This is a genomic window from Nonomuraea thailandensis, assembly GCF_024172165.1.
Taxonomy (GTDB): Bacteria; Actinomycetota; Actinomycetes; order Streptosporangiales; family Streptosporangiaceae; genus Nonomuraea; species Nonomuraea thailandensis.
Window position 1 is genome coordinate 3,538,227 of record NZ_JAMZEB010000002.1, and the last position, 23,623, is coordinate 3,561,849.

Annotated in this window: 17 protein-coding genes; 3 read left to right on the top strand and 14 right to left on the bottom strand. The window is 68.7% G+C overall.

Annotated elements, in window-relative coordinates; genetic code table 11:
• Positions 1–18: 18 nt before the first annotated feature.
• From menC to HD597_RS19815, 11 genes are all read right to left on the bottom strand, one after another.
• Entirely contained in the window at positions 19–1,143 is a 1,125-nt protein-coding gene (menC, locus tag HD597_RS19765; RefSeq protein WP_253744138.1) for an o-succinylbenzoate synthase, read from the bottom strand.
• Positions 1,140–1,988, bottom strand: a complete 849-nt coding sequence (locus HD597_RS19770; protein ID WP_253744139.1) for a GNAT family N-acetyltransferase — start codon at positions 1,986–1,988, stop codon at positions 1,140–1,142. Before HD597_RS19770 ends, menC begins: the two co-directional genes overlap by 4 nt.
• Positions 1,985–3,109, bottom strand: coding sequence for a M20 family metallopeptidase (locus tag HD597_RS19775; protein ID WP_253744140.1), 1,125 nt, complete (start codon positions 3,107–3,109; stop codon positions 1,985–1,987). The genes HD597_RS19770 and HD597_RS19775 overlap by 4 nt, the downstream gene beginning before the upstream one ends.
• 2 nt (positions 3,110–3,111) lie before the next feature.
• Positions 3,112–4,500 carry a serine hydrolase domain-containing protein gene (locus HD597_RS19780; RefSeq protein ID WP_253744141.1) on the bottom strand — a complete coding sequence of 463 codons (1,389 nt, stop codon included), beginning with the start codon at positions 4,498–4,500 and terminating at the stop codon, positions 3,112–3,114.
• Positions 4,497–5,285, bottom strand: a complete 789-nt coding sequence (locus tag HD597_RS19785; protein WP_253744142.1) for an ABC transporter ATP-binding protein — start codon at positions 5,283–5,285, stop codon at positions 4,497–4,499. The genes HD597_RS19780 and HD597_RS19785 overlap by 4 nt, the downstream gene beginning before the upstream one ends.
• Positions 5,282–7,186: a dipeptide/oligopeptide/nickel ABC transporter permease/ATP-binding protein gene (locus tag HD597_RS19790; protein ID WP_253744143.1), complete on the bottom strand. Its 1,905-nt coding sequence runs from the start codon at positions 7,184–7,186 to the stop codon at positions 5,282–5,284. The genes HD597_RS19785 and HD597_RS19790 overlap by 4 nt, the downstream gene beginning before the upstream one ends.
• A 1-nt stretch (position 7,187) precedes the next feature.
• Positions 7,188–8,198 carry an ABC transporter permease gene (locus HD597_RS19795; protein ID WP_253744144.1) on the bottom strand — a complete coding sequence of 337 codons (1,011 nt, stop codon included), beginning with the start codon at positions 8,196–8,198 and terminating at the stop codon, positions 7,188–7,190.
• 4 nt (positions 8,199–8,202) lie between these two features.
• Entirely contained in the window at positions 8,203–9,804 is a 1,602-nt protein-coding gene (locus HD597_RS19800; RefSeq protein ID WP_253744145.1) for an ABC transporter substrate-binding protein, read from the bottom strand.
• Between the two features lie 37 nt (positions 9,805–9,841).
• Positions 9,842–11,221 carry a serine hydrolase domain-containing protein gene (locus HD597_RS19805; RefSeq protein ID WP_253744146.1) on the bottom strand — a complete coding sequence of 460 codons (1,380 nt, stop codon included), beginning with the start codon at positions 11,219–11,221 and terminating at the stop codon, positions 9,842–9,844.
• A 203-nt stretch (positions 11,222–11,424) separates the two neighbouring features.
• On the bottom strand, positions 11,425–12,612 hold the full coding sequence (locus tag HD597_RS19810) for an aKG-HExxH-type peptide beta-hydroxylase (protein ID WP_253744147.1): 1,188 nt from the start codon (positions 12,610–12,612) through the stop codon (positions 11,425–11,427).
• A 77-nt stretch (positions 12,613–12,689) separates the two neighbouring features.
• Positions 12,690–13,931, bottom strand: coding sequence for an FxsB family cyclophane-forming radical SAM/SPASM peptide maturase (locus HD597_RS19815; RefSeq protein ID WP_253744148.1), 1,242 nt, complete (start codon positions 13,929–13,931; stop codon positions 12,690–12,692).
• Between the two features lie 195 nt (positions 13,932–14,126).
• Between HD597_RS19815 and HD597_RS19820 the strand changes: the two genes are divergently transcribed.
• The 3 genes from HD597_RS19820 (at position 14,127) to HD597_RS19830 (ending at position 19,143) form a co-directional block, all read left to right on the top strand.
• Entirely contained in the window at positions 14,127–14,297 is a 171-nt protein-coding gene (locus HD597_RS19820; RefSeq protein WP_253744149.1) for a hypothetical protein, read from the top strand.
• 211 nt (positions 14,298–14,508) lie between these two features.
• Positions 14,509–18,114 (top strand): FxSxx-COOH system tetratricopeptide repeat protein, encoded by a 3,606-nt coding sequence (gene fxsT, locus HD597_RS19825; RefSeq protein ID WP_253744150.1) that lies wholly within the window; start codon positions 14,509–14,511, stop codon positions 18,112–18,114.
• Between the two features lie 15 nt (positions 18,115–18,129).
• Entirely contained in the window at positions 18,130–19,143 is a 1,014-nt protein-coding gene (locus HD597_RS19830) for a hypothetical protein (RefSeq protein WP_253744151.1), read from the top strand.
• A 26-nt stretch (positions 19,144–19,169) separates the two neighbouring features.
• Here the strand turns inward: HD597_RS19830 and HD597_RS19835 are convergent, their stop codons facing one another.
• The 3 genes from HD597_RS19835 to HD597_RS19845 are packed head-to-tail and all read right to left on the bottom strand — an operon-like array spanning position 19,170 to position 23,274.
• A complete protein-coding gene (locus HD597_RS19835; protein ID WP_253744152.1) occupies positions 19,170–21,407 on the bottom strand; it encodes a hypothetical protein in 2,238 nt (745 codons plus the stop codon).
• A 5-nt stretch (positions 21,408–21,412) separates the two neighbouring features.
• Positions 21,413–22,387, bottom strand: coding sequence for a hypothetical protein (locus HD597_RS19840; RefSeq protein WP_253744153.1), 975 nt, complete (start codon positions 22,385–22,387; stop codon positions 21,413–21,415).
• Positions 22,384–23,274, bottom strand: coding sequence for a hypothetical protein (locus HD597_RS19845; protein WP_253744154.1), 891 nt, complete (start codon positions 23,272–23,274; stop codon positions 22,384–22,386). The genes HD597_RS19840 and HD597_RS19845 overlap by 4 nt, the downstream gene beginning before the upstream one ends.
• Positions 23,275–23,623: the final 349 nt, after the last annotated feature.

Below are 23,623 nucleotides of genomic sequence, written 5' to 3' on the forward strand. Positions count from 1 at the left end.
GGTCCGATCGTCCGACGATCAGAGGACGAGCCACTCGACGGACCTGGTCACCGCTTCGAGCGCCTCGGGGATCGGCGTGACCCCGAGCCCGGGGCCGGTGGGCACGGCGATGTGGCCGTCGTCCAGGACGATCGGCTCGGTGATGTCGGTGCGGTAGAAGCGGTCGGAGGCCGAGACGTCGCCCGGCAGCGTGAATCCGGGCAGGCCGGCCAGGGCGACGTTGGCGGCGCGGCCGAGCCCCGTCTCCAGCATGCCGCCGCACCAGACCGGCAGCCCGTTCGCCACGGCCAGGTCGTGGATCCGCCGGGCCTCCAGGTAGCCGCCGACGCGGCCGGGCTTGATGTTGATGATCTGGCAGGCGCCCAGTCTGATCGCCGCGGCGGCGGTCTGCGCCGAGACGATGGACTCGTCGAGACAGATCGGCGTGGCCACCTGCCGCGCCAGCGCGGCGTGACCGAGGACGTCCTCCTCCTCCAGCGGCTGCTCGATCAGGAGCAGGCCGAACTCGTCGAGCCTGGCCAGGTGGCGGGCGTCGCGCAGCGTGTAGGCGGTGTTGGCGTCGACCTGGAGCAGCACGTCCGCGCCGAAGCGCTCGCGTACGGCGGCCACCGGGGCCAGGTCCCAGCCCGGCTGGATCTTCAGCTTGATGCGCACGTACCCGGCGTCCAGGTAGCCCTCGACGACCGTCAGGAGCTGCGGGATCGAGTCGTGGATGCCGACCGACACCCCGCTGGGGACGCGGTCGCGGACGGCGCCCAGCTCGCGGCCGAACGAGCGGCCGAGCGCGCGCAGCTCCGCGTCGAGCACCGCCATCTCCAGAGCGGCCTTGGCCATCCGGTGCCCCTTGACCGGGTGCGCGAGACCGGCGATCGCGGCGGCTCCCGAGCGCGCGATCGCGGCCTGGCCCTCCGGGGAGGAGAGCCTCGGGAGCAGGTGGTGGCGGAGCACGTCCACCTGGGAGCCGAGGTACTCGCTGGAGTAGAGCGGGTCGGCCAGGGCGACGCACTCGCCCCAGCCCTCGGCCTCGTCCGTGACGGCCTTGAGGAGGAGGACGTCCCGCTCGGTCTGCGTGCCGAACGAGGTCCGGAACGGCGACACGAGCGGCATCGAGACGCGGCGAAGTTCGATTCCCCGCAGCTTCATGGGGTTCTCCGGATCTGGTCGGTGTCAGGGAGGTCTGGCCGGACGAGGTAGCCGTGCTCGCGGTCGAAGTCGACGACGCGGCCACCGGCGGCCATCAGCGGCTCCAGCTCGTCCCGGAGCCGGTGGCGCCAGCCCCGGGCGGCGGCCGCGTCGTGGACGCGCAGTGCCTCGATGTCGGCCGGCGCCGCGACCCGGCGGCTCGACGGGCCGCCGGCCGGCCGTTCGCAGGGCGTTCCCGAGCAGGCGGCGCGGACCCGCGGCGAGAGCAGCTCCCAGCGCACCAGGAGCCGGTCGGTGTCGTCGCCGCCGTTGATCGCGTCGTGCATCGCGCCGTAGAAGTTGGGCAGGTACTCCACCGGCAGCGCGCCCAGCTTGACGATGTTGAAGTAGGCGTTGCGGCTGACCAGCGGGTCGAAGGTCCACTCGACCGCGACGATGCCGCGGGCGAGGGCCCACGCGCGCTGGTGCAGCTTGAGCGCCATCCCGATGCCGCGGCCGGCCAGCCCCGGCGCCACCCCGGCGATGTGGCTGTGCAGGGTGCGGGCCGCCGGCTCCTCGTGGAAGCCGATGCAGACGCCGATCAGCCGGTCCCCGTCGTACGCGCCGGCGACGTAGTTGCCGGCCTTGGTCAGCGCCCGCAGGAACTCCACCGTGATCAGGGGGTTCTCGGGGCGGCCCCAGATCTCGACGAGCAGGGCGATCACGGCGTGGGCCTCGTCGAGCTCCCGCAGCTCCCGGACCGCCACGCCCGCCTGCGCGGCCCATCGCGCCGCGTCCCGCGCCGCCAGGCCGACGGCGGAGGCCTCGATGCCCAGGCTCCGCCCTTCATGGGCCTCGATGCTCATGCCTGCTCCTCCAGGAGTTCGGCGATCAGCTCGCGCAGCAGCACCGTACGGTCGAGCAGCCGGCCGACGACGACGTGCTCGTGGTCGGCGTGGGCGCCGCCGCCCACCGCGCCCAGGCCGTCGAGCGTCGGGGTGCCCGCGCCCGCGGTGAAGTTGCCGTCCGAGGCGCCGCCGACGGCGGTGCCGGTGACCGGCGGCAGGCCGAGCCGGGCCCCGACGGCCGCCGCCCGCTCGAACAGCGCCCGGCTCGCCGCCTCCTCCAGCGGCGGCCGGTTGACCCCGCCCGCGATCTCGACCACGGCGCCGGGCGCGGCCGGCGTCAGCGCGCGCAGCGCCCGGTCCACCCGCGACTGCTCGGCGTGGGTCCAGGCCCGCACGTCGACCGCGAACGAGCCGTACGCGGGCACCGTGTTCGACGTCGTGCCCGAGCTCATCACGGTCGGGGTGACCGTCGTGCCGGCCGCCGGATCGCCCAGGGCGTCCACCGCGATGGCCAGGCGGGCCAGCTCCATCGTGGCGTTGACGCCCTTGTCCGGCTCCAGCCCGGCGTGGGCCGCCCGGCCGGTGACGCGGACCTCGTACAGCGACACGCCCTTGCGGCCCACCTTGAGCGCGCCGCCGTCGGCCGACGCCTCCAGCACGAGCGCCGCCCGGGACCGGCGGGCCTCCTCCTCGATCAGCGCGCGCGAGCTCGGCGAGCCGATCTCCTCGTCCCCGGTCACCAGCAGGGTGACGCCGGTCCGCACCGGCAGGTCGGCGACGGCGTGGACGGCCATGACGAGCCCGGCGAGCATGTCGAAGCAGCCGGGGCCGCGCACCACGCCGCCGGCGAGCTCGTACGGGCGGGCCGCCAGGGTGCCGAGCGGCCAGACCGTGTCGTGGTGGGCCAGGAGCAGCACCTGGCGGTCGCCGTCACCGAAGCGCCACCGCAGGTGCGAGCACCCGTCGACGGTGATCCGCTCCGGCTCGGCGCCGAGCCGGCCGGCCCCGATGCGGGCCACGAGGCCGGCCGACCTGGCGACCGCGGCGTGGTCAGAGGAGGGCGACTCGCACGCGACGAGCTCTTCGAGGTCGGCGAGCAGCGCCTGGAGGCTGAGGGAGCCGCGCGAGGTGACCGGCACGGTCAGCCGAGCTTCCTGGGGGTCGCGCGAGCGCCGTAGTGGACGTACTCCTCGCCGGTGGGCAGCGAGTAGAACGTCACCGGAGCCCACGACTCCATGCCCTCGGGGCGGACGGCGTACATGCCCGGCGAGACCGGGATCAGCTCGTACGTCTCCACCTGCTCGCCTTCGAGCTCGGCCAGGGGACCCATCAGCGTGGTGCGCAGGGTCGGCTTGCCGTCCTCCTCGAACACCTCCATGCGCACCGACTCGCGCTCGTAGGTGCCCGCGTACGGCGTCAGGTCCGTCGTCACCGGCTCGGCCGGCGGCTCGAACGGCGCGGGCAGCCGCACCCCGGCGAGCTCGCTGAAGATCTCGTCGTAGAGCCCGGCGTAGAGGTCGCGGGTGCTGCCGCCGTTGGTGAGGAGCGCCACCGCGAGGCCGGCCTCCGGCAGGACGCGCAGGAACGCCGCCTGGCCGATGGTGTTGCCGTCGTGGCCGTGGGCCCGGTGGCCGTTCCAGTCGCAGCGGAACCAGCCGAGGCCCCACGAGTCGCCGAGCAGGTGCTTCTCGGGGCAGTCGGTCTGGTACGCCGACATCGCCGCGGTGCTCTCCTCGCCCAGCACGCGGGTGCCGCCGGCGGCGAGCCCGCCGGCCAGGTGCATCCGGGCGAAGGCCAGCACGTCGGTGACGGTGGAGGTGATCAGGCCCGCCGGGCCGACCGAGCGCGGCAGCCCCCACACCGGCGCGACCACGGGCTCCTCGCCGCCCTTGACATGGCCCATGGCGTGCGCGAAGACCATCGCCTCCTCCGGCAGGGTGGTGGTGTGGGTCAGGCCGAGCGGGACGAAGAGCTTGTCCTTGATCGCCTGGTCCCAGGTCTTGCCGGTGACGACCTCGATGATCCGGCCGAGCAGGGAGTATCCCGCGTTGCAGTAGGACCAGGTGGCGCCGATGGGGTGGTTCTGCGCGGTGTCGGCCAGCAGCGCGACGTACTTCTCCAGCGCGTCGTCGCCCCGGCCGGTGTCGGTGAACAGGTCGCCGTCGATGCCGCTGGTGTGGGTGAGCAGGTGCCAGACGGTCACGGCTGCCGTGATCTCCGGGTCGCGCAGCGCGAACCCGGGGAGGATCTTGGCCACGGGCGTGTCGAGGGCGAACCGGCCCTCGTCCACGAGCTGCATGATCACGGTCGCGGTCCACACCTTGGAGATCGAGCCGATCTGCCAGACCGAGTCGGTGCCGGCGGGCTGGCCGGTGCCGGCGTGCAGCACGCCCGTGGCGGCGGTGACGAGCTCGTCGCCGCCGTCGGCGCCGAGCCGGAGTATGCCGAGCTGGGCGCCGGGGACGCCGTGCTTCCTCGCGAGCTCGTCGAGGCGGCTCTGCCAGTGGGCCTGGTCGATGGCGCTGGTCATGTCTGCTCCTTCAGGATCGGGGTGGGAGGCGTGGTGCCTGTGTCCCTGGATGTCCGGTGCGCCGCTCCGGGGAGTGCGGCGAGGAGATGGCGGGTGTACTCGTGCCGTGGCGTGCCGAGCACCTGCGCGGTGGGCCCGTGCTCGACGATCTCCCCGTTGTGCATCACGGCCACGCGGTCGGCGACGTAGCGCACCACCGCCAGGTTGTGGGAGATGAACAGCATGGACAGGCCCAGGTCGCGCCGCATGTCGCGGACGAGGTTGAGCACGGCCCCCTGGACGGAGACGTCGAGCGCCGAGGTGATCTCGTCGGCGAGGATCACCTCGGGCCGGGCGGCGAGCGCCCTGGCCAGCGCGACGCGCTGACGCTGCCCGCCGGAGAGCCGCCCGGGCAGGTCGCCGGCCCGGGCCGCGTCCAGGTGGACTAGCGCGAGCAGGCGCGCGATCTCCGCCTGGCGGGCCTGCCTGCCGAGGCGTTGCGGCATGGCCTCGGCGATGCTCTCGCCGACGGTCATGCGGGGGTCGAGCGAGGAGTACGGGTCCTGGAAGACCATCTGCACCGGGCGCACGCGGCCCTGCCCGGGCACCGGCCGGCCGTCCAGCAGGATCCGGCCGCCGGTCACGGGCGCCAGGCCGACCGCCGCCCGTGCCATGGTGGACTTGCCCGAGCCGGACTCGCCGACGAGGCCGACGATCTCGCCGTCGCCGACCTCCAGGCTGACGTCCCTGAGCACGGTGTGCGAGCCGTACCGTACGCGGACGTCGTGGAAGCCGAGGACGCTCACGCGCTCACCTCCTCGGTGCGGGCGGGAAGGGGCTGCCCGGCCTTGTGGCAGGCCACCCGGTTGCCCGCCGGGTCGGCCTCCAGCACGGGCTCGACCGACCTGCAGTGGTCGTCGGCGAGCGGGCAGCGGGCCGCGAAGGCGCAGCCGGCCGGCACGTGCGCGGGATCGACCGGCAGCCCCGGGATGACGGAGAGCGGCCGGGTGAGGTCGGTCTCCATGTCCGGCACGGCCGCGACGAGGGCCCGCGTGTACGGGTGCCGGGCCAGCGTCCGCAGGTCCTGCGCGGGCAGCTCCTCGACGATGCGGCCGGCGTACATGACCAGGACCCGGTCGCACACGTCGGTCACGACCGAGACGTCGTGGCTGATGAGCAGGAGGGCGGCGCCGGTGTCGCGGCGCACCTCGGCGAGCAGGTCGAGGACCTGCTGCTGGACCGTGACGTCGAGCGCGGTGGTCGGCTCGTCGGCGATGATGAGCCGCGGCGTGCCCATGAGACCCATGCCGATCATCGCCCGCTGGCGCATGCCTCCGGAGAACTCGAAGGGGTGCTGCCTGGCGCGCCGCCCGGGCTCGCGGATCCTGACCGCGCGCAGGCGGTCCACCGCGCGGGCGAAGGCCGCCCGGCGGCTCAGGCCCTGGTGGAAGCGGCTCACCTCGGCCAGTTGCGACCCCACCCGGTGCGTCGGGTTGAAGGACGTCATCGGGTCCTGGAACACCACGGCCAGCGACGTGCCGAGCCGCTTGCGCAGGGCCGCGGAGTCGCCGGCCGCCAGGAGATCCTCCCCGGCGAAGGCCAGGTGGCCCGCCTCGACGCGGATCGGCTCCTCGATGAGCCTGGCCACCGCCAGAGCCGTCATCGACTTGCCCGACCCGGACTCGCCGACGACGCCGACGGCCTCGCCCTCCCGGACGGCGAACGTGACGCCGCGCACCGCGCGGATCGGATTCCCCGCGCCGGCGGGGATCGTCACCCGCAGGTCGTCCACCGACAGGACGGCGCCCTCGGCGGGCGCCGTCGCGGCGGGCGCGCGGGTCCCGGCGGCGGTGGTGGTCCCGGCGCGGCCCCGGCGGGCGGCGCCGGTGGCCGCGCCGAGGCCGAAGGCGGTCGCCAGGGCCTCCCCGGTGAGGTTGAACGCCAGCCCCGCGACGATGACGGCGAAGCCGGGCCCGAGCGCGGCGAGGGGGTTGGTGTAGATGCCGTTGAGCCCGTCCTGCATGAGCTTGCCCCAGTCGTAGGACGGGGCCTGGACGCCCAGTCCCAGGAACGAGAGCCCGGCGAACGACAGCAGCACCCCGCCGGCGCTCATCGTCGCGTTGACGATGAGCGGCTCGGCGATGTTCGGCAGCACGTGGCGGCGCAGGATGCGAAGCCGGCTCACGCCCGCGATCCGGGCCGCGGCGACGTAGTCCCGTTCCGAGACGCCGGCGATGAGCGTGTGGCACAGCCGCGCGAACGACGGCGCCCCCGCGAGCCCCACCGCGAGCGCCGCGCCGCTCTCGCCGACGCCGAAGACGACGGCGAAGAAGAGCACGAGCAGCAGCCCGGGGAAGGCCACCAGCACGTTGACGGCCCACGTGACGAGGCGGCCCAGCCGCGGCCCGGCCAGCATCGGCGCGGCCCCCAGGACGAGGCCCAGCACGATGCTGATCGCCGTCGCCCCGAGCGCCAGCACGATGGAGAGCCGGGTGGCTACGAGCACCCGGTAGAACAGGTCCCGGCCGAGGTTGTCGGTGCCGATCCAGTGCTCGGCCGACGGGCCGGCGAGCAGGTTGCCCGTGTCGACGACCGTCGCCCGCTCGCCCCACAGGATCGGCCCGAGCAGGGCCACCGACAGGACGACGACCAGCAGGCCGAGCCCGGCCAGCCCGACGGGACGGCGCAGAAGGTGTGCCGCGCGCATCTCAGGCGGCTCCGATCGTCGAGCGGGGGTCGAGCAGCGCGAGCAGCACGTCGACGAGGGTGTTGATGAGCAGGACCCCGACGCCGTAGACCAGGACGGTGCCCTGCACCAGGGGATAGTCCTTGGCGACGATCGAGGAGACGATCGTGGAGCCGAGGCCGGGCCAGGCGAAGACGTTCTCCACGAGCACCGTCCCGGCCACGAGGGAGCTCAGCAGCATGCCGCCGAGCGTCAGGCTCGCCGTCACGGCGTTCGGCAGGGCGTGCACGAGCTGCACCCGCACGGGGGTGAGCCGCTTGGCCCGCGCCGTCCGGATGTAGTCGGCCTCCATCACGGCCAGCATCTCGACGCGCACGATGCGCGAGAGCACCGCGGCGGGGCCGATCGCCAGCGCGAGCGTCGGCAGCACGTAGGAGTTCCAGTCGTCGAGGCCCGCCACCGGGAAGAGCCTGGTCTGCACCGCCAGCAGGTAGACGAGCCCGACGGCGAGCAGGAAGTCGGGGATCGCGCTCAGCACGACGCTCGTTCCCGTGAACGCCAGCTCCGTACGCCGGCCCTTCCCGCGCCGCGTGATCACGGCCATCACCACGCCCACCGGCACGGCGACGAGCAGCGACAGGACGAACGCGGCCACGGCGAGCTGCACCGTCGCCGGCAGCCGCTGGCCGATCATCTCGCTCACGGGGAGCCTGCTGGTGATCGAGACGCCCAGGTCGCCCTGGAGCAGGCGCCCGAGGAAGCCGGCGTACTGCTGCCAGAGCGGGTCGAGCAGCCCGAGCTCCTCCTTCGTGGCCTGCACCAGGTCCGCGGGGGCGGTCGGCCCGAGCGCGGCCCGCACCGGATCGCCCGGGACCAGGTGGATCATCAGGAACGAGGCGGTCACCAGGACCCAGAGGGCCAGCAGCAGCCGTCTCGCCCGCCGCAGCGCGAAGCGGAACCACGGGTGCGACCACAGCCCGGCCGCCCTGCTCGCGAGGCCGGGCGGGACGGCCGCCGGCGTTGAGCTCTTCATATCGTCAGCCGAGCATCCGGATGCTGGTCGGGACGATGCTGCCGATGATGGAGAGCTTCGCGCCCTTGACGAACGTCGGGACCACGTTGTTGGCGAACGGCACCACGTCGGCCGCCTTGTAGAGCGCCTGCTCGGCGGCGAACCAGTCCTTGCAGCCCTCGGAGCCGTTGGCGCTCATCCCCTTGGTGGCGTGGGCGAGGTAGTCGGCGTTGTCGATGGAGGCGAAGTTGGTGCCCTTCGGGGCGGTGGTGCCGGAGACGAACGGCATGACCTGGTCGGGGGTGCTGACGTTGAGCGGCATCCAGACGATGTCCCAGGCGCCGGTGCCGAAGACCGCGCCGGACGCCTCGGTCTGGGTCTGCTGCTTGGCCGTGACCTCGACCCCTGCCGCCTTCCACGCCGCCACCGCGAGCTCGGCCGCGGCGCCACCGCCGGTGCCGAGCGAGTTCGGGTAGATGAAGGTGAGCGAGAGCTTCTTGCCGTCCTTGGCGCGGATGCCGTCCGGCCCCTTCGTCCAGCCGGCGGCGTCGAGGGCGGCCCCGGCGGCGGCGACGTCGAAGGACGGCACGTGGCCGGTCACGGCGTCGCCGACGCAGCCGAGCGGCTCCAGGGCGGCGAGCTGGGTCGGCGGCGCGCCCTTGCCGGAGGTCAGCGCGATCTGGAGCTGCTTGAGGTCGAGCGCCTGGGTCAGCGCCATGCGCACGGCCGGGTCGGCGGTGGCGTGGCCGTCGCCCTGGTTGTACCACTGCTCGCCGATCAGCGCCTGCATGCCCACGGACTCCAGGCCCGCCCTGGCCAGGCGGTCGGCGTCCGGGCCGGTGATCTGGACGGCGCTGATGGTGCCGGCCAGCAGCTCGTTGGCGGAGGTGGTCTCATTCGCGACGATCTTGACGACCACCTTGGCCGGCATGCCCGCCTCGGCCGTGGTGGCGCCGCCGGGGCCCCACGTGTAGCCCTTGCGCAGCTCGTAGGTGTAGCGGGTCGACGGGACCGCCTCGGTGAGGACGTACGGGCCGGTGCCGTTCGTCCCGGCCTTGAGGGTGGAGCGGTCCTTCATGCCGGCGTCGCACACCATCGGCAGGTTCGCCAGCGAGGTCAGCACGAAGGGGGCCGGCGTGGCGAGCTTGAGGGTGACCGTCGAGCCCGAGGCGGAGGCGGTCGTTCCCGCCGGGATGAAGACGCCCAGGAACGGGCTCTTGTTGTCCGGGTTCACCACGTACGTGATGTTGTCGACCACGGTCTTCGCCGTGAACGCCGTGCCGTCGGCGCAGGTGATCCCGTCCTTGAGCTGGAGGGTGATCGTGCTGCCGTCGACGGTCCACGACGCGGCGAGCTGCGGCTGGATCGAGCCGTCCGCCGCGACCGACACCAGGTTGTCGTAGGCGTACTGCGTCAGGCCGAACAGGGCGCTGGTCGCCGATCCCTGCGGGTCGAGGGCGCCCGGGTCCGAGGCGAGGTTGAGCGTGAACGTCTTGCCGCCGGCGTAGGCGGCGGAGGCGCCCGGCGCGGCGGTGCCGGGCGCGCCGCTGCCGCAGGCGGCCAGGCCGAGCGAGCCGGTCAGCGTCAAGGCGAGCGCCGCGAGGGCCCTCGTGCGGGTGGGGGTCATGCGGGGTCCTTATTCCGGAGGGTGTGAGCGGGAGATCTCAGGCGCGGGCGACCACACGGCCGTAGTGCACGTACTTCGCCAGGCCCGCGTCGTCGCGGCCGATGAAGGCGAAGACCAGGTGGATGCCTTGGGTCGGTTCGAGCGAGATCAGCGAGTCACCCTCGAAGGCCACGAGCTGAGCGCGCATCGGCTTCCCGCCGATCTCGGCGATGATGTCCTTGGGCACCCGGTCGAGCCAGATCGCGCCGTCGGCGTCCTGGCTGACGGTGATGTCGTAGATCGTGTCGGAGTAGCGGCCCAGGTAGGGGGCCGGGTCGATCGTCCCGGGCTCGGCCGGCGGCACGGGGCGGCCCGGCAGGGCGACGCCGGTGAGCTCCTTGAGCAGGTGCGCCAGCACGTCGGTGAAGATGCCGAAGACGTCGCCGCCGTTGGTCAGCAGCGCGATCGCCACGCCGTGCTCGGGCGCGACCCGCAGGAAGGCCGCCTGGCCGATCGTCCCGCCGTCGTGGCCGACGACGGTGTGCCCGTCGTGCTCCTCGATCTCCCAGCCGAGCCCCCACGCGGTGCCCATGCCGGCGAGCCGGGGCAGCTTCACCTGCGGCTGCCACATGGCGGCCACGGTGCCGGGCCGCAGCACGGCGGAGCCGTCCGGCGCGGCGCCGCCGGCCAGGTGCATGGCGACGAAGGAGAGCAGGTCGCGCGGGGTCATGGCGAGCATCGAGCCGGCCGGGGCGTTGGAGCGGGCCAGCGCCCAGACCGGCGCCGCAACCGGCTCGCCGTCCTCGCCCGGCACGTGGCCGACGGCGGCGCGGTGCAGGATCGCCTCGTACGGGCTCGGCGCGACGTGCGTGAGCCCGAGCGGCGCGACCAGCCGCTCGGCCAGCACCTCGTCGAACGGCTTGCCGCGCAGCACCTCGACCAGGCGGCCGAGCACCACGAAGCCGGTGTTGTTGTAGGAGAACACCTCGCCCGGCGCGAAGAGCTGCGGGATGTCGTGGATCGAGGCGAGGTACTTCTCGACCGCGTCGTCACCCCGCCCGGTGTCGGTGAAGATGTCGCCCTCGAAGCCCGCGACGTGGCACAGCAACTGCCGGGTGGTGATCGCGGAGGCCGCGGCCTCGTCGCCGACGCGGAACTCCGGCAGGTACGTCCGCAACGGCGCGTCCAGGTCGACCAGGCCCTCGTCGGCGAGCTGCATGACCAGCGCGCTGGTCCACAGCTTGGTGATCGAGCCGATCTGGAAGAGCGAGTCGGTGGTCACCTCGACGCCGGTGGCCCTGCTCAGGACACCGCCGGCGGCGGTGAGCACCTGGCCCTGGGTGAGAACGGCGACCGAGGCGCCCGGCACCCCGCGCTCGGCCACGATCTGCGCGAAGTGTTCGTCAAGCCAGCTCTGCACACTTTCCGGCGACATCATGCGGCTGAGGCTAGAAGGCGACCCCCGTCGCCGTACTCAGCCGATCGGACAACCCGGCCTGGCGAGGTTTGTGCGATCGGACAACAGTCTCTGGCCGTCGTCAAGGTTCACGGTGATCTGGACATGCTCTCAACCCTTAGCCGCTCGCTCGCGCGGGTACCCCGTTCCGCGCATAGAATCGCATGGCTGGGCCCGCGCCAGGATCAGCCGTTGGCCTTCCGCCAGGCGGAATGGTGGAGTCGGGCCTTACCCAGCGCCCAGGTCCGTGCGGTGGCAGGAGTCTTGTCCTCCCGCAGGCCCTCCAGCGTTCGGAGCATGCCCTCGGCGAAGGTGCGGCCGAGAGGGGTGCACCCGCCGGCCGCCAGCAATTGCTGAGTGACCACGAACGTGACCTCTCGCCAACGAGCGAAACGCGCCGCCGCAATCAGGCTGCCGGTCCGCTGCCACTCATGACGCCAGAACAAGGCGATGCCCAGATGCGCATACGCGCCGTGGAACAGACTGAGGAACGGGCGCGGGTCGGGGCGCCAAGGAGCGTAGAAGAGGCCATGGGCGCCGGGACGTACCAAAGTGAACATCGTCATCAGTGCGTTCAGTTTCAGATGCTGCGTTTCGTGCACGAAGGTTTCCGCCGCCTGTGTGCCGTCCTGGGGGAGCGATAGCGCCACGCAGCCGAAAGCGGCCCGGCAACTGGCGCTCGCGTGCCCGCCGACCCGGGATTTCACCGGCGTGAGCACCTTTATGGCTGCGAACACCTCTGCCGCAGCCGCGGGATGATGAGCCGACAGGAGATCGGCACCCTCGCGCAGCCTCGACTGCCACGTGCCGAAGTCACGGGGCTGAACGGTCGCCCGCTGCCCGGGCTGGAAGGGGAACCCCGTGGCGTCGGTGTCGTCGAAGCGCACCTCCCAGGCGCCCTCACCGAGGGCCAGGTTGCGGATGTGCCTGCGGCCGGGAACCAGTCCGCCGGTGAAGGTAAGTGCTCCATCCCGGGCTCGAAGGACGTACGGGGTGCGATCCGCGGCACCAGGCACATCGTAGACTCCGTAGGAGGGGACGGCCAGGGTGTCACGCTCGGTGAGCGTGGCGAGGGTGAGTTCGGTCCGGGCCCGCCTGGCGGCCGCCAGCGCCAGCACCGCCAGCCTCTCCGGCCGGCCCTTCCGTGGATCCCCGGATCGCAGGGCATCAAGGGTCGCATGACCCCACAGCCCGACTGAGGGGTACCCGAGTACGCTCTTCACACACCCGTAGTGGTCGCGGCCCGACTCGATCAGCGCCGCGTAGCCTTCCGCCGCAACGCTCTTCTGGTCGCAGCTCGGCAGATCGTCGACCGCTTCGGCGATCCCACGGAAGAGCAGCAACTGTTTACTGAACTCGGCCGCGGCCAGCACCTCGACAGCCGTTGCGCCCCCTCCACCGTGACTCAGCTCGAGAAAGCTTTTCCGAGCGAGAGTGTGCAGGCCCGGCCTCATGCCGGTACCGCGCTTGATCTCGCGAGATCCGTGCCGACACGGGCCTTGATGTGGTGAATCAAGCGATAGAGATCTGGACAGTACACGGATGGATTCGCAAACCCCGCCCCCTCTTTATATCGGTGTGGATAGAAACCGCCCCCGCAGATCCACCGGAGGGTGCAGGAACGGCAGAGAGGAGCCAATGCCGCCAAGCCCAATTGCTGGGCCACCACCTGTCGCTCACGTAAGGCCGCATCGAAGGGATCGCGCAAGACATTGCGACCCGACCGTTTCACGCCAGGCCGGGACGTCTTGAGCACATCCCCCTGTTCGATGCCGCCATCGGTCTCCACGATGACGGTCCGATGGGGAGCGAGGCCCACTCCTTGGGCGGCGGCACGTCCGCCGAGGAGCAGATTCACGATACCGGCCAGGAATCGCACGGTCACGGTCGTTCGGGTTCCCCCGTACCACAATTCGAAGATTTCGATGAGCCAATCGGCGTAAGGTGTCGCAGGATCACCTTGCACGCGGCCGGGCGGGGGAACAGACCAGTGACCGTGCGGCAGGAGGAAATCGACCATGGGCGGGTCGTATTCGAGCAGTCCCTTGTACACGCTGGTCGCGTCGGTCCGCGGATCGATGACACAGAGCAGCCCGCCGAAAAGGTGCCGGTAGGACGGTGAAATCAGTCTGCGGATTCCAGCCGCCACGAGGTCGTGGCTGCCCCCACCGTTCGGCGTCCGGCGATGACGGTTGTGCGCCGTCGCATCACCGTCCAGACTCACTCCCACCCGCACGTCGTTGCGCTTGAACAACTGCAGGTACGGCTCGTGCAATCTCATGCCGTTGGTCTGGACGGTCATTTCCACATGTGCAAGATCGCCTGTCGCCCGCCTGATCAGCTCGATGATCTGAGCCAGGTCATGTGGCGTGCGAAGCAGCGGCTCGCCTCCGTGCAAGACGACCCTGACGTGTGTCAGGCGATGTCTCTCGGCATGCTCGGCGATGCGTGCGGCGGCACGTGCGGCGACGGTGAGCGACATGATGCGGGGCTGGGTCCGCCAGCGTTGGTCGGCGGATCGATAGACATAGCAGTAATCGCATGCCAGATCGCACCGGCCATGTACTTTGAGTACGAATTCCTGGAACGGCGTGGGCCGCCAGCCGGTTGCCAGTAACGCGTCAATGTCAAGGTTCTCCGGCCAGTTGTCCGGTGTCTTGGAGCCGGCTCGCTGATCGCGGGCACCGCCCATCGGATCTCCCGGGAATCAAGTTGGGTAAGTGATGCGATGCATTGCTCTGGCGGCGATAACAATAGTTCAGCTGGTCGTCGGTATCGAGTCGTGTAACATCGTTGTAGCGGTCGAGGGCCGGGCAGTGCCGGAGACGTTCGTAAGAGTTACTGCCGTCGCCCTTTGGTCTCACACCGGGGACGGGCGGCGGATCCCATGACGGAGGACAGCGATGACCTGGTCGCCGAACTGCCAGATATCTCCAGCCTCGACCTCGATCAAGTCGCGTCACTGGCGAACCCCATGCTGGCCATGCTGTTGAGCCGGTTCCTGGCCGACCGATCCGGTTCGGACGCCCAGTGGGTCGGCTTCCAGGACGGATCCTAGACAGGTGCCAGGGCACAGCCTGATCATCATGGACGGAGCGTATTCGGGGGTGCCGCCGAAGCCGGTCCCCTGATCACCATACCGTCACGTGCTCGACTGTTTCTTTCCGGCTGAGGCCTTACCTATACTTCGGATGCCAGGGTGACCGCGCAGCTTCTGCGCCTCTTTCTCTGATATTGGGCAGGGGCCGCGGTGGCGGAGACGGAGCGCGATGACGAAGCCTGCCGAGGTACCTCACGTCCAGCGAGTGATCGCTTTTCACGCGCGACGCGACGGATGCGGGCGATCGATGACGCTGTGCAATGTCGCACTCATCCTCGCCGCGGACGGGTACAGAGTGTTGGTCGTTGATGTCACCACTGGTGAGCCCGGGGTCAGCGCCTTTCTTCAGCAGTACACGCCTCCCGGAGAGATCGGCACCGGACGGGCCGTTTCGCTCGCACTGAGCTTGAGCGGCGGCATTCACGTGCGGCGGGTCGTGTGGCAGAGCGACGCCTGCCATGCGAGCACACTGCGAGCAGAGTGTGCGGCATATGACTACGTCCTGGTGGACGTTCCTCGATCCACTGCCGACGACGTTCGCAGTTTCACCGCGGCGCTCTGCGACAGTGTCGTGCTGTGCTTCCCGCCGACGCCGCGCGCCTTGGAAGAGGCCGGCGAAGAGCTGACCTGGTTCGAGAGGGCATCCGTTGGTCGTATCGTGCCCGTCCTGATGAGGGTGGACCCCAGCGCGGGTGACGGCCTGGCTGAGGTGCGGCAGGTTGCGAAGAGCCGCTTCGGTATCGCGGGTGCCTGCCTGGAGATTCCTTACCGGGCAGAGTACTCGGCTTCGGAAGGGCTCGCCGTGCTGCTGGAACCTCCTGGAGCACCCCAGGAACTGCGGGCCGCCTACGAAAGACTAGCCAGCTCGCTCACCGGCAGCGAGAGCCTGGCCACGAGGCAGATCACCATCGTCTACGCTTCCCGGCGGCGGATCTGGGCGGAGTGGCTCGGCGCCCTCTGCGCTCGGTATGGAGTGAGCACCCAGCTGGTGGCCCAGTACAAGATCGGCCGTGCTCCTATCCCGGTGGACCAGCAGGTGCTCGTGATCCACTCGGACGACCTCGATGCCATGGCCGTTCGCCAGTTCGGGGAGCAGGGAACGGTCCTAGTCCGGACGGACGACGAACCTGTTCCGGCGGAACTGGCCCGCCTGCCCGCCTTGGATCTCCATCAGACGGAGGAGAAGGACGCCCCCGCCCTGCTCGCCTCGGTGCTCGGTCTGGGGCCTCTGCCTCTGCTCGTGGACTCGGAGGGCGGCCCGCCGAGGTATCCCAGTGCCGCCCAGCCGCCGATCGGGCTGACGCTTGATCACCGCTTCGAGGGACGCGATGAGCTGCTGGAAGAGTTGCGTGTCGCCCTTGCGCCGGCGAGCAGCTGCTATGTCGCGCTCAGCGGCCCCGGGGGCATCGGCAAAACCCAGAGCGCGCTTGAGTTCGTGCAGCGTTTCCATTCCTCCTACGACGTGGTGGTCTGGATCAACGCCATGCAGTACCTCGGCTTCCGCACGGGTCTGACCAGGCTGGCGAAGAGGTTGAAACTGCACACCTTCGTTGATCTGCAGGAGGCGGTGAGCCAGGAGTTGGCGTCGGGAACCGGCCGCCGGTGGCTGGTCGTCTGTGACGGAGTACGTGATCCAGAGGAGTTGATGAGGGCACTGCCGCTGCCGGAGGCGGCTACCGGAAGTGTCGGTCACGTTCTCGTCACTGGACGAACGGCGCAATGGCCCGAGCCCTTCCACACCATCTCCATCGACGCGATGAGCCTGGCTGACGCCGTCTCGCTGTTACGGACGAGACTCGCCACGTTGACCGACAGAGCCGCGCAACGCGTCGCTGAGACGGTCGAACGTCTGCCACTGGCGCTCGATCTCGCGGGTGCTTGGCTCGCCGCCCGTAGCCGTCAGAGCACCGGTCGCGCCCGGGACAGCATGTCGGCGCCGGTCGGCACCGGTGAGGCGGAAGAACGCATCGTCGAAGACTTCATCGAGCACTTTGAGGAGCGGAGACTCCAGCACATCGCCCGGTACGGACAGCAACCGTCCGTCTATCACACCCTGGCAGACCTGGCGCTGCTTGAGCTGGCCGACGGCCCAGCAGGCGCTGCCGGCGTCTGGCTGGTCGAGGTGTTCGCCTTCCTGTCGTCGAGGGGGGTTCAGCCGGCTCTCCTGCGCTCGCCGCACATGACGGTGGAGATGCAGAAGGTCGACCGGCGGCTCGCCGAGGCGTCGTTCGTCGACGTCGCGCTGCGGGAAGCGGACCGTTACGGCCTGATCCGCGCCGAGCTGGGGCGCGCTGAAGAGCGCATCCGCATGCAACCGATCCTGCGGGAAACGGTGACCGAACGGTTGGGTCTGCAAGGAACGCTCGAACTGCGACGCCTCGAGGTAGCGCGCGTCCTGGCGCGGACGGCTCCTCGCTACATGGAGAACATGGACGCCGACACCAAGGGAGTGTTCGAGGAGCTCGACCGCCATCTGGGCACCTTGAACGTGCTGGCCGCTCCCATGCCGGAAGACGTGTGGCGCTGGGCGTTGGCCCAGCTCAAGTTCCGGTTGCTCGACAACCACCACGATTCGGTACGGCGGGTTCTCCGCCATGCGGAAGTGGGTCGGCGGGTGCTCGAATCCGAGGACGGGCGGCGGATGCTGGGCGCCTCGGAAAGCGAGCTCCACGCGGAGCTGCGTGCGGAGTTGCTGCTGATCCAGGCTCGAGCTCACCTGCGGCTGGGACAGGGCCGCAGGACGGTCGAGCTCGGGAGCGCCGCGTTGGAGGAGCTCGTCCGCGTGCACGGTCCACTGCATCCCGTTGTGCTGGAAGGCACCGGCGCCGTCGCGTACGGGCTGCGTTCGACCGGCGACTTCGAACTGTCCTACGACAAGTCCGCCTCAGCGCTGCAGGGTCTGAGAAAACTGTTCGGCGCCAACCATCCGGCAGTCGGGAGGGCGATGAACAACCACGCTCTCGCCGCGGGCCTGATGGGGCATTACACGGAAGCCGTGCGGCTGGCCGAAGAGCGAATCGCCCGCCGGTCACGACTGCACGATGACAATGATCCATTCGTCCTCGGCACTGCCTGCAACCTGGCCTACTTCCTGCGTGAGCTGGGAGAGCACGAGAATGCCAGAGTTCGTCTGCTGGACGTCCTGAAACGGTTGCAGTATGTCTCCGATCCGGCTCATACGGAGAGGATCTCCGCGCGGCTCGGTCTCCATGTGATAAAGCGCCGGATGGGAGGTGTCGACGATCTGGTCCTGGAGGGTCGCCGGCTCCTCACAGAAGCCATCCTAGCGTTCGGTGAATCCGGCGCGCTGACCCTCTGCTGTGAAGTGAGTCTCGGTGCCGACCTCTTCGCCGTGGGCCGGTACCCGGACGCAGTCGCACACGCAGGGCAGGCTCTGGGGCATCTGCAGGAAGAGTTGGGCGCCGACCATCCCTTCACGCAGGTCTGCCGGGGCAACCTGGGTGTCTATCTGCGCATGGTCGATCAGATCGAGGAGGCATTCGAGCATGGCTTCGTAGCCGTGCGCACCCTCTTGGACAAAGTGGGTGATTTGCACCCTTTGTATCTGGCGGTGGCGGCCAACCATTCCGGCACACTCGTGCAACTGGATCGGCGTGAAGAAGCCTTTGAGCTGGAAAACGATATTTTGGATGGCCTAACCTTGGTGTACGGGGATGGGCATCCTCGAACCGAGGCCGTAGCGATCAATCTCGATGTCACACGTCTGCGCCAAGAGGACAACAGGCAGGTCATCGACATAGAAATACCAGGCTAGCTAGGGGCGGAGACCATGGGTCTTTCCGGGAAAGATCGGGACGCCGGTGCGGCTTTCTCCGCTGCGGAGCAGCACCCGCTGAAAGACCGTCTCACCGTCAACAGGGCAGGTCATGCGAAGGCGCCCGCCTACAGCGAGCTCCTCCGGCTCTGCCTGGACTCCATGATCGATATTTCTGGCCCGCACTGTCTCATGTATTTCAATGGAGGATTCCGGGACTTCACCATTGATCTGTTCGACCACCCCGAGGTGTCCGATCCAGATGCCGCGGGCACGCTGCGGGAGAAGTGTGTCCGCGCTTTTCGCCGGTTCATTTTGGTTTACGAGCGCATGGAGTGGCTGCTGGATCCGCTGCGGACCGGTGGACTCATCCGAATCGCGCTCCGGACCGGCACGGGCCTGATCGTCTGTGGCCGGGTCCGCGCCGAGGAGTACATCGTTGGGATGTCTTCCCCTGTCCGCGCACCGGATCGCGTCGACTGGCGGTTGTGCGAACTCATCACCGCGATCCGGACCGGGTTGTACGAATTACCCGATGAGAACCCCGGTGGATATCACGGACGGCGGAGCGAGAGCGCCCAGTCGGCCGAGATCACCTTCCGCCGGGCTCCGGATGCCTCACCGTCCGTTCAGGAACTGCTCAAGGAGCAGCTCAATGTGAACGACCTGCATTATGTTGCTCTGATCCGCGACCGGCAGCCCGTCATGGAAGCCGACGTGTTCAACAGTTCGGCGGTCTCACATCTGTTCAACAGCATCACGACCGCCCACCGGAGAACCCTCTACGGTGAGTTCGCCCACCGAGGCCGTGGCGACCTGGCTCACCTGCACCGGGCCGTCCGTGACATCATCGGTGGCCCGGCCGAGAGAGTCGTGCTCGATCTCGAATCCGGAGCGATCTACGTCGAGCGACTGGGCAGCTCGAACGACCTGCTGCTCGGGGTCACCTTGGAGCAGTCCGCGGTCGAATCGTGTGACGGGCGCATCGCGCGTCTCAGAGGGCAGTTGAAGGACACGCCGGAAACGTAGTTCGGCGTCTCCGCCCCTCATCCGGCCTACTCCGAGGGGAAACCCAGGTGGCGGGTCATGTGCTCCTGCACGCGTGAGCCGAGCCCGGTCACCAGCCGCTCGAGATCCCTGATCACCTCGAACCTGAGCCCGCGCTCGTAGAACCCCGATGGTGTCTCGTCGGTAGCCGGCGTGGCCAGCCGGAAGAGCGGGATCAGCTCGACGGAAGCCAGGTAGTTGGTGCAGATCATCTCCAACTCGTCGAGGAGATCGGCTCGAGGGCGACCGCGCAGAGCGGCATCCTGAGCTTCGGCGAACCAGGTGCTGACGGCGTCCATGAGCGCTTCGACGAGCCGTTGCAAAATGAGGATGAGCCCCATGTGCTCGTAGAAGGCGCGGGCGGCCGACGGCGGCGCGTACAGCGTATCGGTGTGAATGGCCGGTTCGGCGGCCAAGGAACCGGGGAAGAGCCGGTCCAGGGCCGTCTCCCGGCGCAGGGCGTCGAGCACGACGGTGAACTGCCGGAGAACCAGCGCAGGGAGCCGGCTCTCCGCATGCTCGTGCCGCGGCATGTCGGATGGTGCCGGCCCTGCCGCAGAGACATGCTCGACGCGCGCGTTGAGACGCTCCAGGATGCTCTGGGTGTAACTGTGCTGCCGGCTGACCCGCAACACCTCTTCCCGCACCGTGGTCAGCAGCGTCTGCCGCCCTGCCTCGTCGAGGCTGCTGTTGGCATCCAGCAGTTGCTCACGCAGAAGCTCCCTGAACGAGCGGTCCTTGTACGTGATCGGTTGCCGCGAGATGACTCCGGCGATCGTCCGTCGATCACTCGGACGGAGATAGCCGTTGATCACGATGATGAGCTCCTGCCGCTGCGCGCGCAGGAGCTCCTCCAGCCGGTCCAGCAGGCGCGCCCGGGTGGCGTCGTTGAGAATGGAGTCGGTCACGAGTACCTGCACCGCCGCACCGCTGAGACCTCTTGCGATCCTGAACCGGTGCTCTTCGGGGTTCTCGTACGCCCAGCCTCCGGTCTGCAGGACGTGCCCTACCTCTCGATTGACCATCCCGATGTTCGGCAGTTCATGGCGTTGCCGGACAGCCGAGTCGATGTCGAGAGTGCCGACCTCGACGGCGCCCCGTGGATCCGGCCCGGCGAGCAGTTCCCAACTGCGGTGGCAGACGTCGAGGATGAAACGGGGATTCCCTTCCGCGAGCCGCGTCAGATGGGCGATAGCGGTCTCGGGAAATCTGATCTTGGAGTTCGGCGGCACATGGAAATCGATCAGTCTCTTCGCGTCCTTCTCGGTGAACGGCTCGACCGGTTGTATCCGGACGCGCTCATGGAAGCCGGCGGAAAACCGGTCAATGTTGTCCGTGGCGGCGAAAATTATGGTGATGCCACCGGTATCGATGAGCACGTTCACCAGGCGCTCGAAACCTTGGAGGCGCCCCATGTTCCACGTCGGCGAATGGTCGCTCTCCTGCAACATGCGCTCGATCTCGTCCACGGTGAGCAAGAAGGGCTCGCCGGCACGCCCGTACAGGAAGGCCAGCATGGTGAACGCGCTCAGTGCCTTCTCGTCCGAGTCGATCTGCTCGGCTATGCCCTGCTCGACGAGCATGGGGTCGGGAGGTTTGCAGTTCAGCCACTCCCAGACGGCCGCGGGCCTGCGCGTGTCACCTGCTGCTTCGTGCAGATCGTGCTGGGAGAGCTGGGTGGCCAGCTCATCCGAGTTGGTGATGACGCGCAGGGCGGCGGCCATGGCGCGGCGGATGTCATGCTCAGAGAGCCGAAGCCGTTGGACGACCTCGCTGGTGGCGGTGCCCATCGTGCGTACCTCCTTGATCAGCTTCGCGCTCGCGTTGAGCTGCTGCAGGAGGTCCGCGGTCGCGGCGGCATAGTAGAAGCGAAGGACCCGCCTGAAACTGCTCAGGCTGAGATCTGTGATGAGCTGCTCACGATAGATCGTGAGAAAGCGGCTCGGTGAGCCACCGGCCGTGAAAAAATGCGGCTTGAAGTGCGGGGCATGGGTGCGCCTGGCAGCGGGAATGAGAATAGCTTCCAGGTGCTTACGCAGGTGACTTTTGCCGGAACCGGGCGCACCGATATAGGCAAGCGCCATTCCTGAGCCGGGTGTGCCGGCCTCCTCCCGGCTGCGGGAGGCGGCGGCGTGGAGGAACGTGTCCACCTCCGCCGACGCGAGCCGGATCGTGCTCGTGAGCACGGTGTTGCGCAGCTCGAAATCCTCGAGAATGGCCGGTGTTCGCGGGAACGGGTTGCGCATGCATATCACTCCGCATCAATCTTCGACTGTGCACTGACTGGCCATGTGCCGCCGAGAGAGAAAGTGTTGAAGTGCTCTCGTTCCAGGGCGGTCAAGTTCGGCAGGTCGAAGATCTCTCTGAAAATGCTACGCCAGTGACCAATGCCGACGATGTCGCGCCGATGTTCGTGGAACTCACTTATCAGATCGTCATCGACGTGAACTGTGCAGTTGCTGATCCTCAGCCTCTCCCGCACATAGGAGACGAACTCGTCGTCCTGTAGGGGGCCGGCGTGTAGATGCATGAACGTGCTGAATGCCGTGTCCTGCACCTTTTCGTAGAGATAGGTGCTCAATTCTTTCGGCTCTCCGCCGGTGTTCTTCTCGAGATCGGCGTAGAGGATGGGAGATGTCTCGGCCAGGAACGTGATGCCCGGCCACGCGTTCCACAGGTGGGAACGAATCTGCTCCATGGTGTCCATCGGAGGCAGTTGGATGAGAAGGTGACAATCCAGACCCTTCTGCATATAGTGTGCCAAGACGCGATAGTGGTCCTCTGATTCCCTTGTGCTGGATATGTCAAGTGGAAGTCGTGTCCCACCGGCCTGAAGTATCTGCACAAGTTTCTGGAACCGTACCCTGTCGTCGGCCGAGTCGAACGTAAAGGGCGAGAGGTCGGCGAATAGCACGGAGTCGATGGCGCTTTGAACGGTCAGATGCCGACGATGGTGGTCTCGTGGCGCCCCCTTGCGCCTGAGGTAGGCCGCACACCAGCCGAGCAGGCTGGTCTTTCCGTGCTTTTCTTGCCCGGTGACCAGGATGAGGTGTCCATTCTTGGCCGGGGCGTCCTGGCGGGCGTAGTGCCGACGGAATGCCAGGCACTGATCCCGTTGGCTGCCGAGCTTCATGTAGAAGCGCAGATCGCCGGCCTCTGACTGCGGCCGCAGGGGATCATCGGGACGCTGTGGACGAGCGCTCGGATGAACGAATGGATTTCTCACGACCGGCCGTCCGAGATGCGTTTGCGCCTCATGAGCCAGTGCGGGCGCGGCAGTGCGCGCTCGCACGCCAGCACCACGTCGAAGGCGACCTGCACCTCGCGCTCAACCGCCTTCGTACGCTCCTTCTTGAACTCCTCAAGGCGATTCTTCTGTCCCTCCGCACGCCACTCGGCAGGCTTACCCCAGGGTGCATGACCCTCGGCTGTCAGGCGCTGTAACAACTCATCCGCGAGCGCTGCGCCATGCAGCCGAAGCCCGCGGATCGCCCACAGCTGTCCTTCCAGCGCCATCTGCGTCGAGGCGAGTTCGCCGTCTTCGTCGCGGCTGTTCTTGGTGGGGTCGGTCTGCGCCGCGATATGTTGGGTGGCGGCGCGACGGTAGGCGATGGCCGCCGCGCGCAACTCGGTGCCGACCTGCGCGATCCGATCTCGTCTGAGCGTTCGGGTGGCGGCGAACAACGTGAGGAGCCCTCCGATGATCACCGGGATCATGCCGCCGAACAAGCCGGACCAGAAAGAGCTGCTCGGCAGTCTTTGATCGGGATCGGTCCTGATCAATGCACCGCAAACACGCTTGAACGCAATACTGTTGCCGGTCGGCCAGTCCTCCAAGCCGAACTCCTTGTCACCGATGCGAATCCTGGTATCCGTCGGAGAGGGGTGCGGTGGGGACGGCACGGGGATTGGCGTGCCCACTTTGAGGTTGTTCGCCGCCTCCACGAGTTCGTCGCGACGGTCCTCGGAGAGGCAGTAGGCCACTCTGGAGTCGAACTCCTCCGGACTCACCCGCAGAGGTGCGGTGACCGCCTCGGCCTGCAGGGGCATGGTCAGGCTCGTGACAAGGACAGCGAGGCACGTACCCATGAGTTTGGCGAGCAGCCCGGCCATGCCGACCTTCCGAGGGCTCGGCAGCAACGTCGAAACTCAATTGAACCGCACCCGCAGTAAATCTGCGCCCTCTTGTCGTCTTTGGCGTGCCTGCAGTGATCAGAATGGGAAGCAGTCGCCGGAGGACGGGACGGCCATATTCGAGCGGCCGGTCAAGGCGGAATCCCTGGGAGATCACTCGCCACGTGGCAATGGGTCCTGGCCGCCGGCCTTCATTTTCGCTTGTTCCAGTGAGGCTTGTAGCGTTCGCCCGCGGTGCCTGGTGGAGAGACGTCACGTCCGATCCGCGTCCGCCGGCCGAGGACCGGCACTCGCTGATCCCCACGTCATGAGCCAAGGGCGGTAGCCG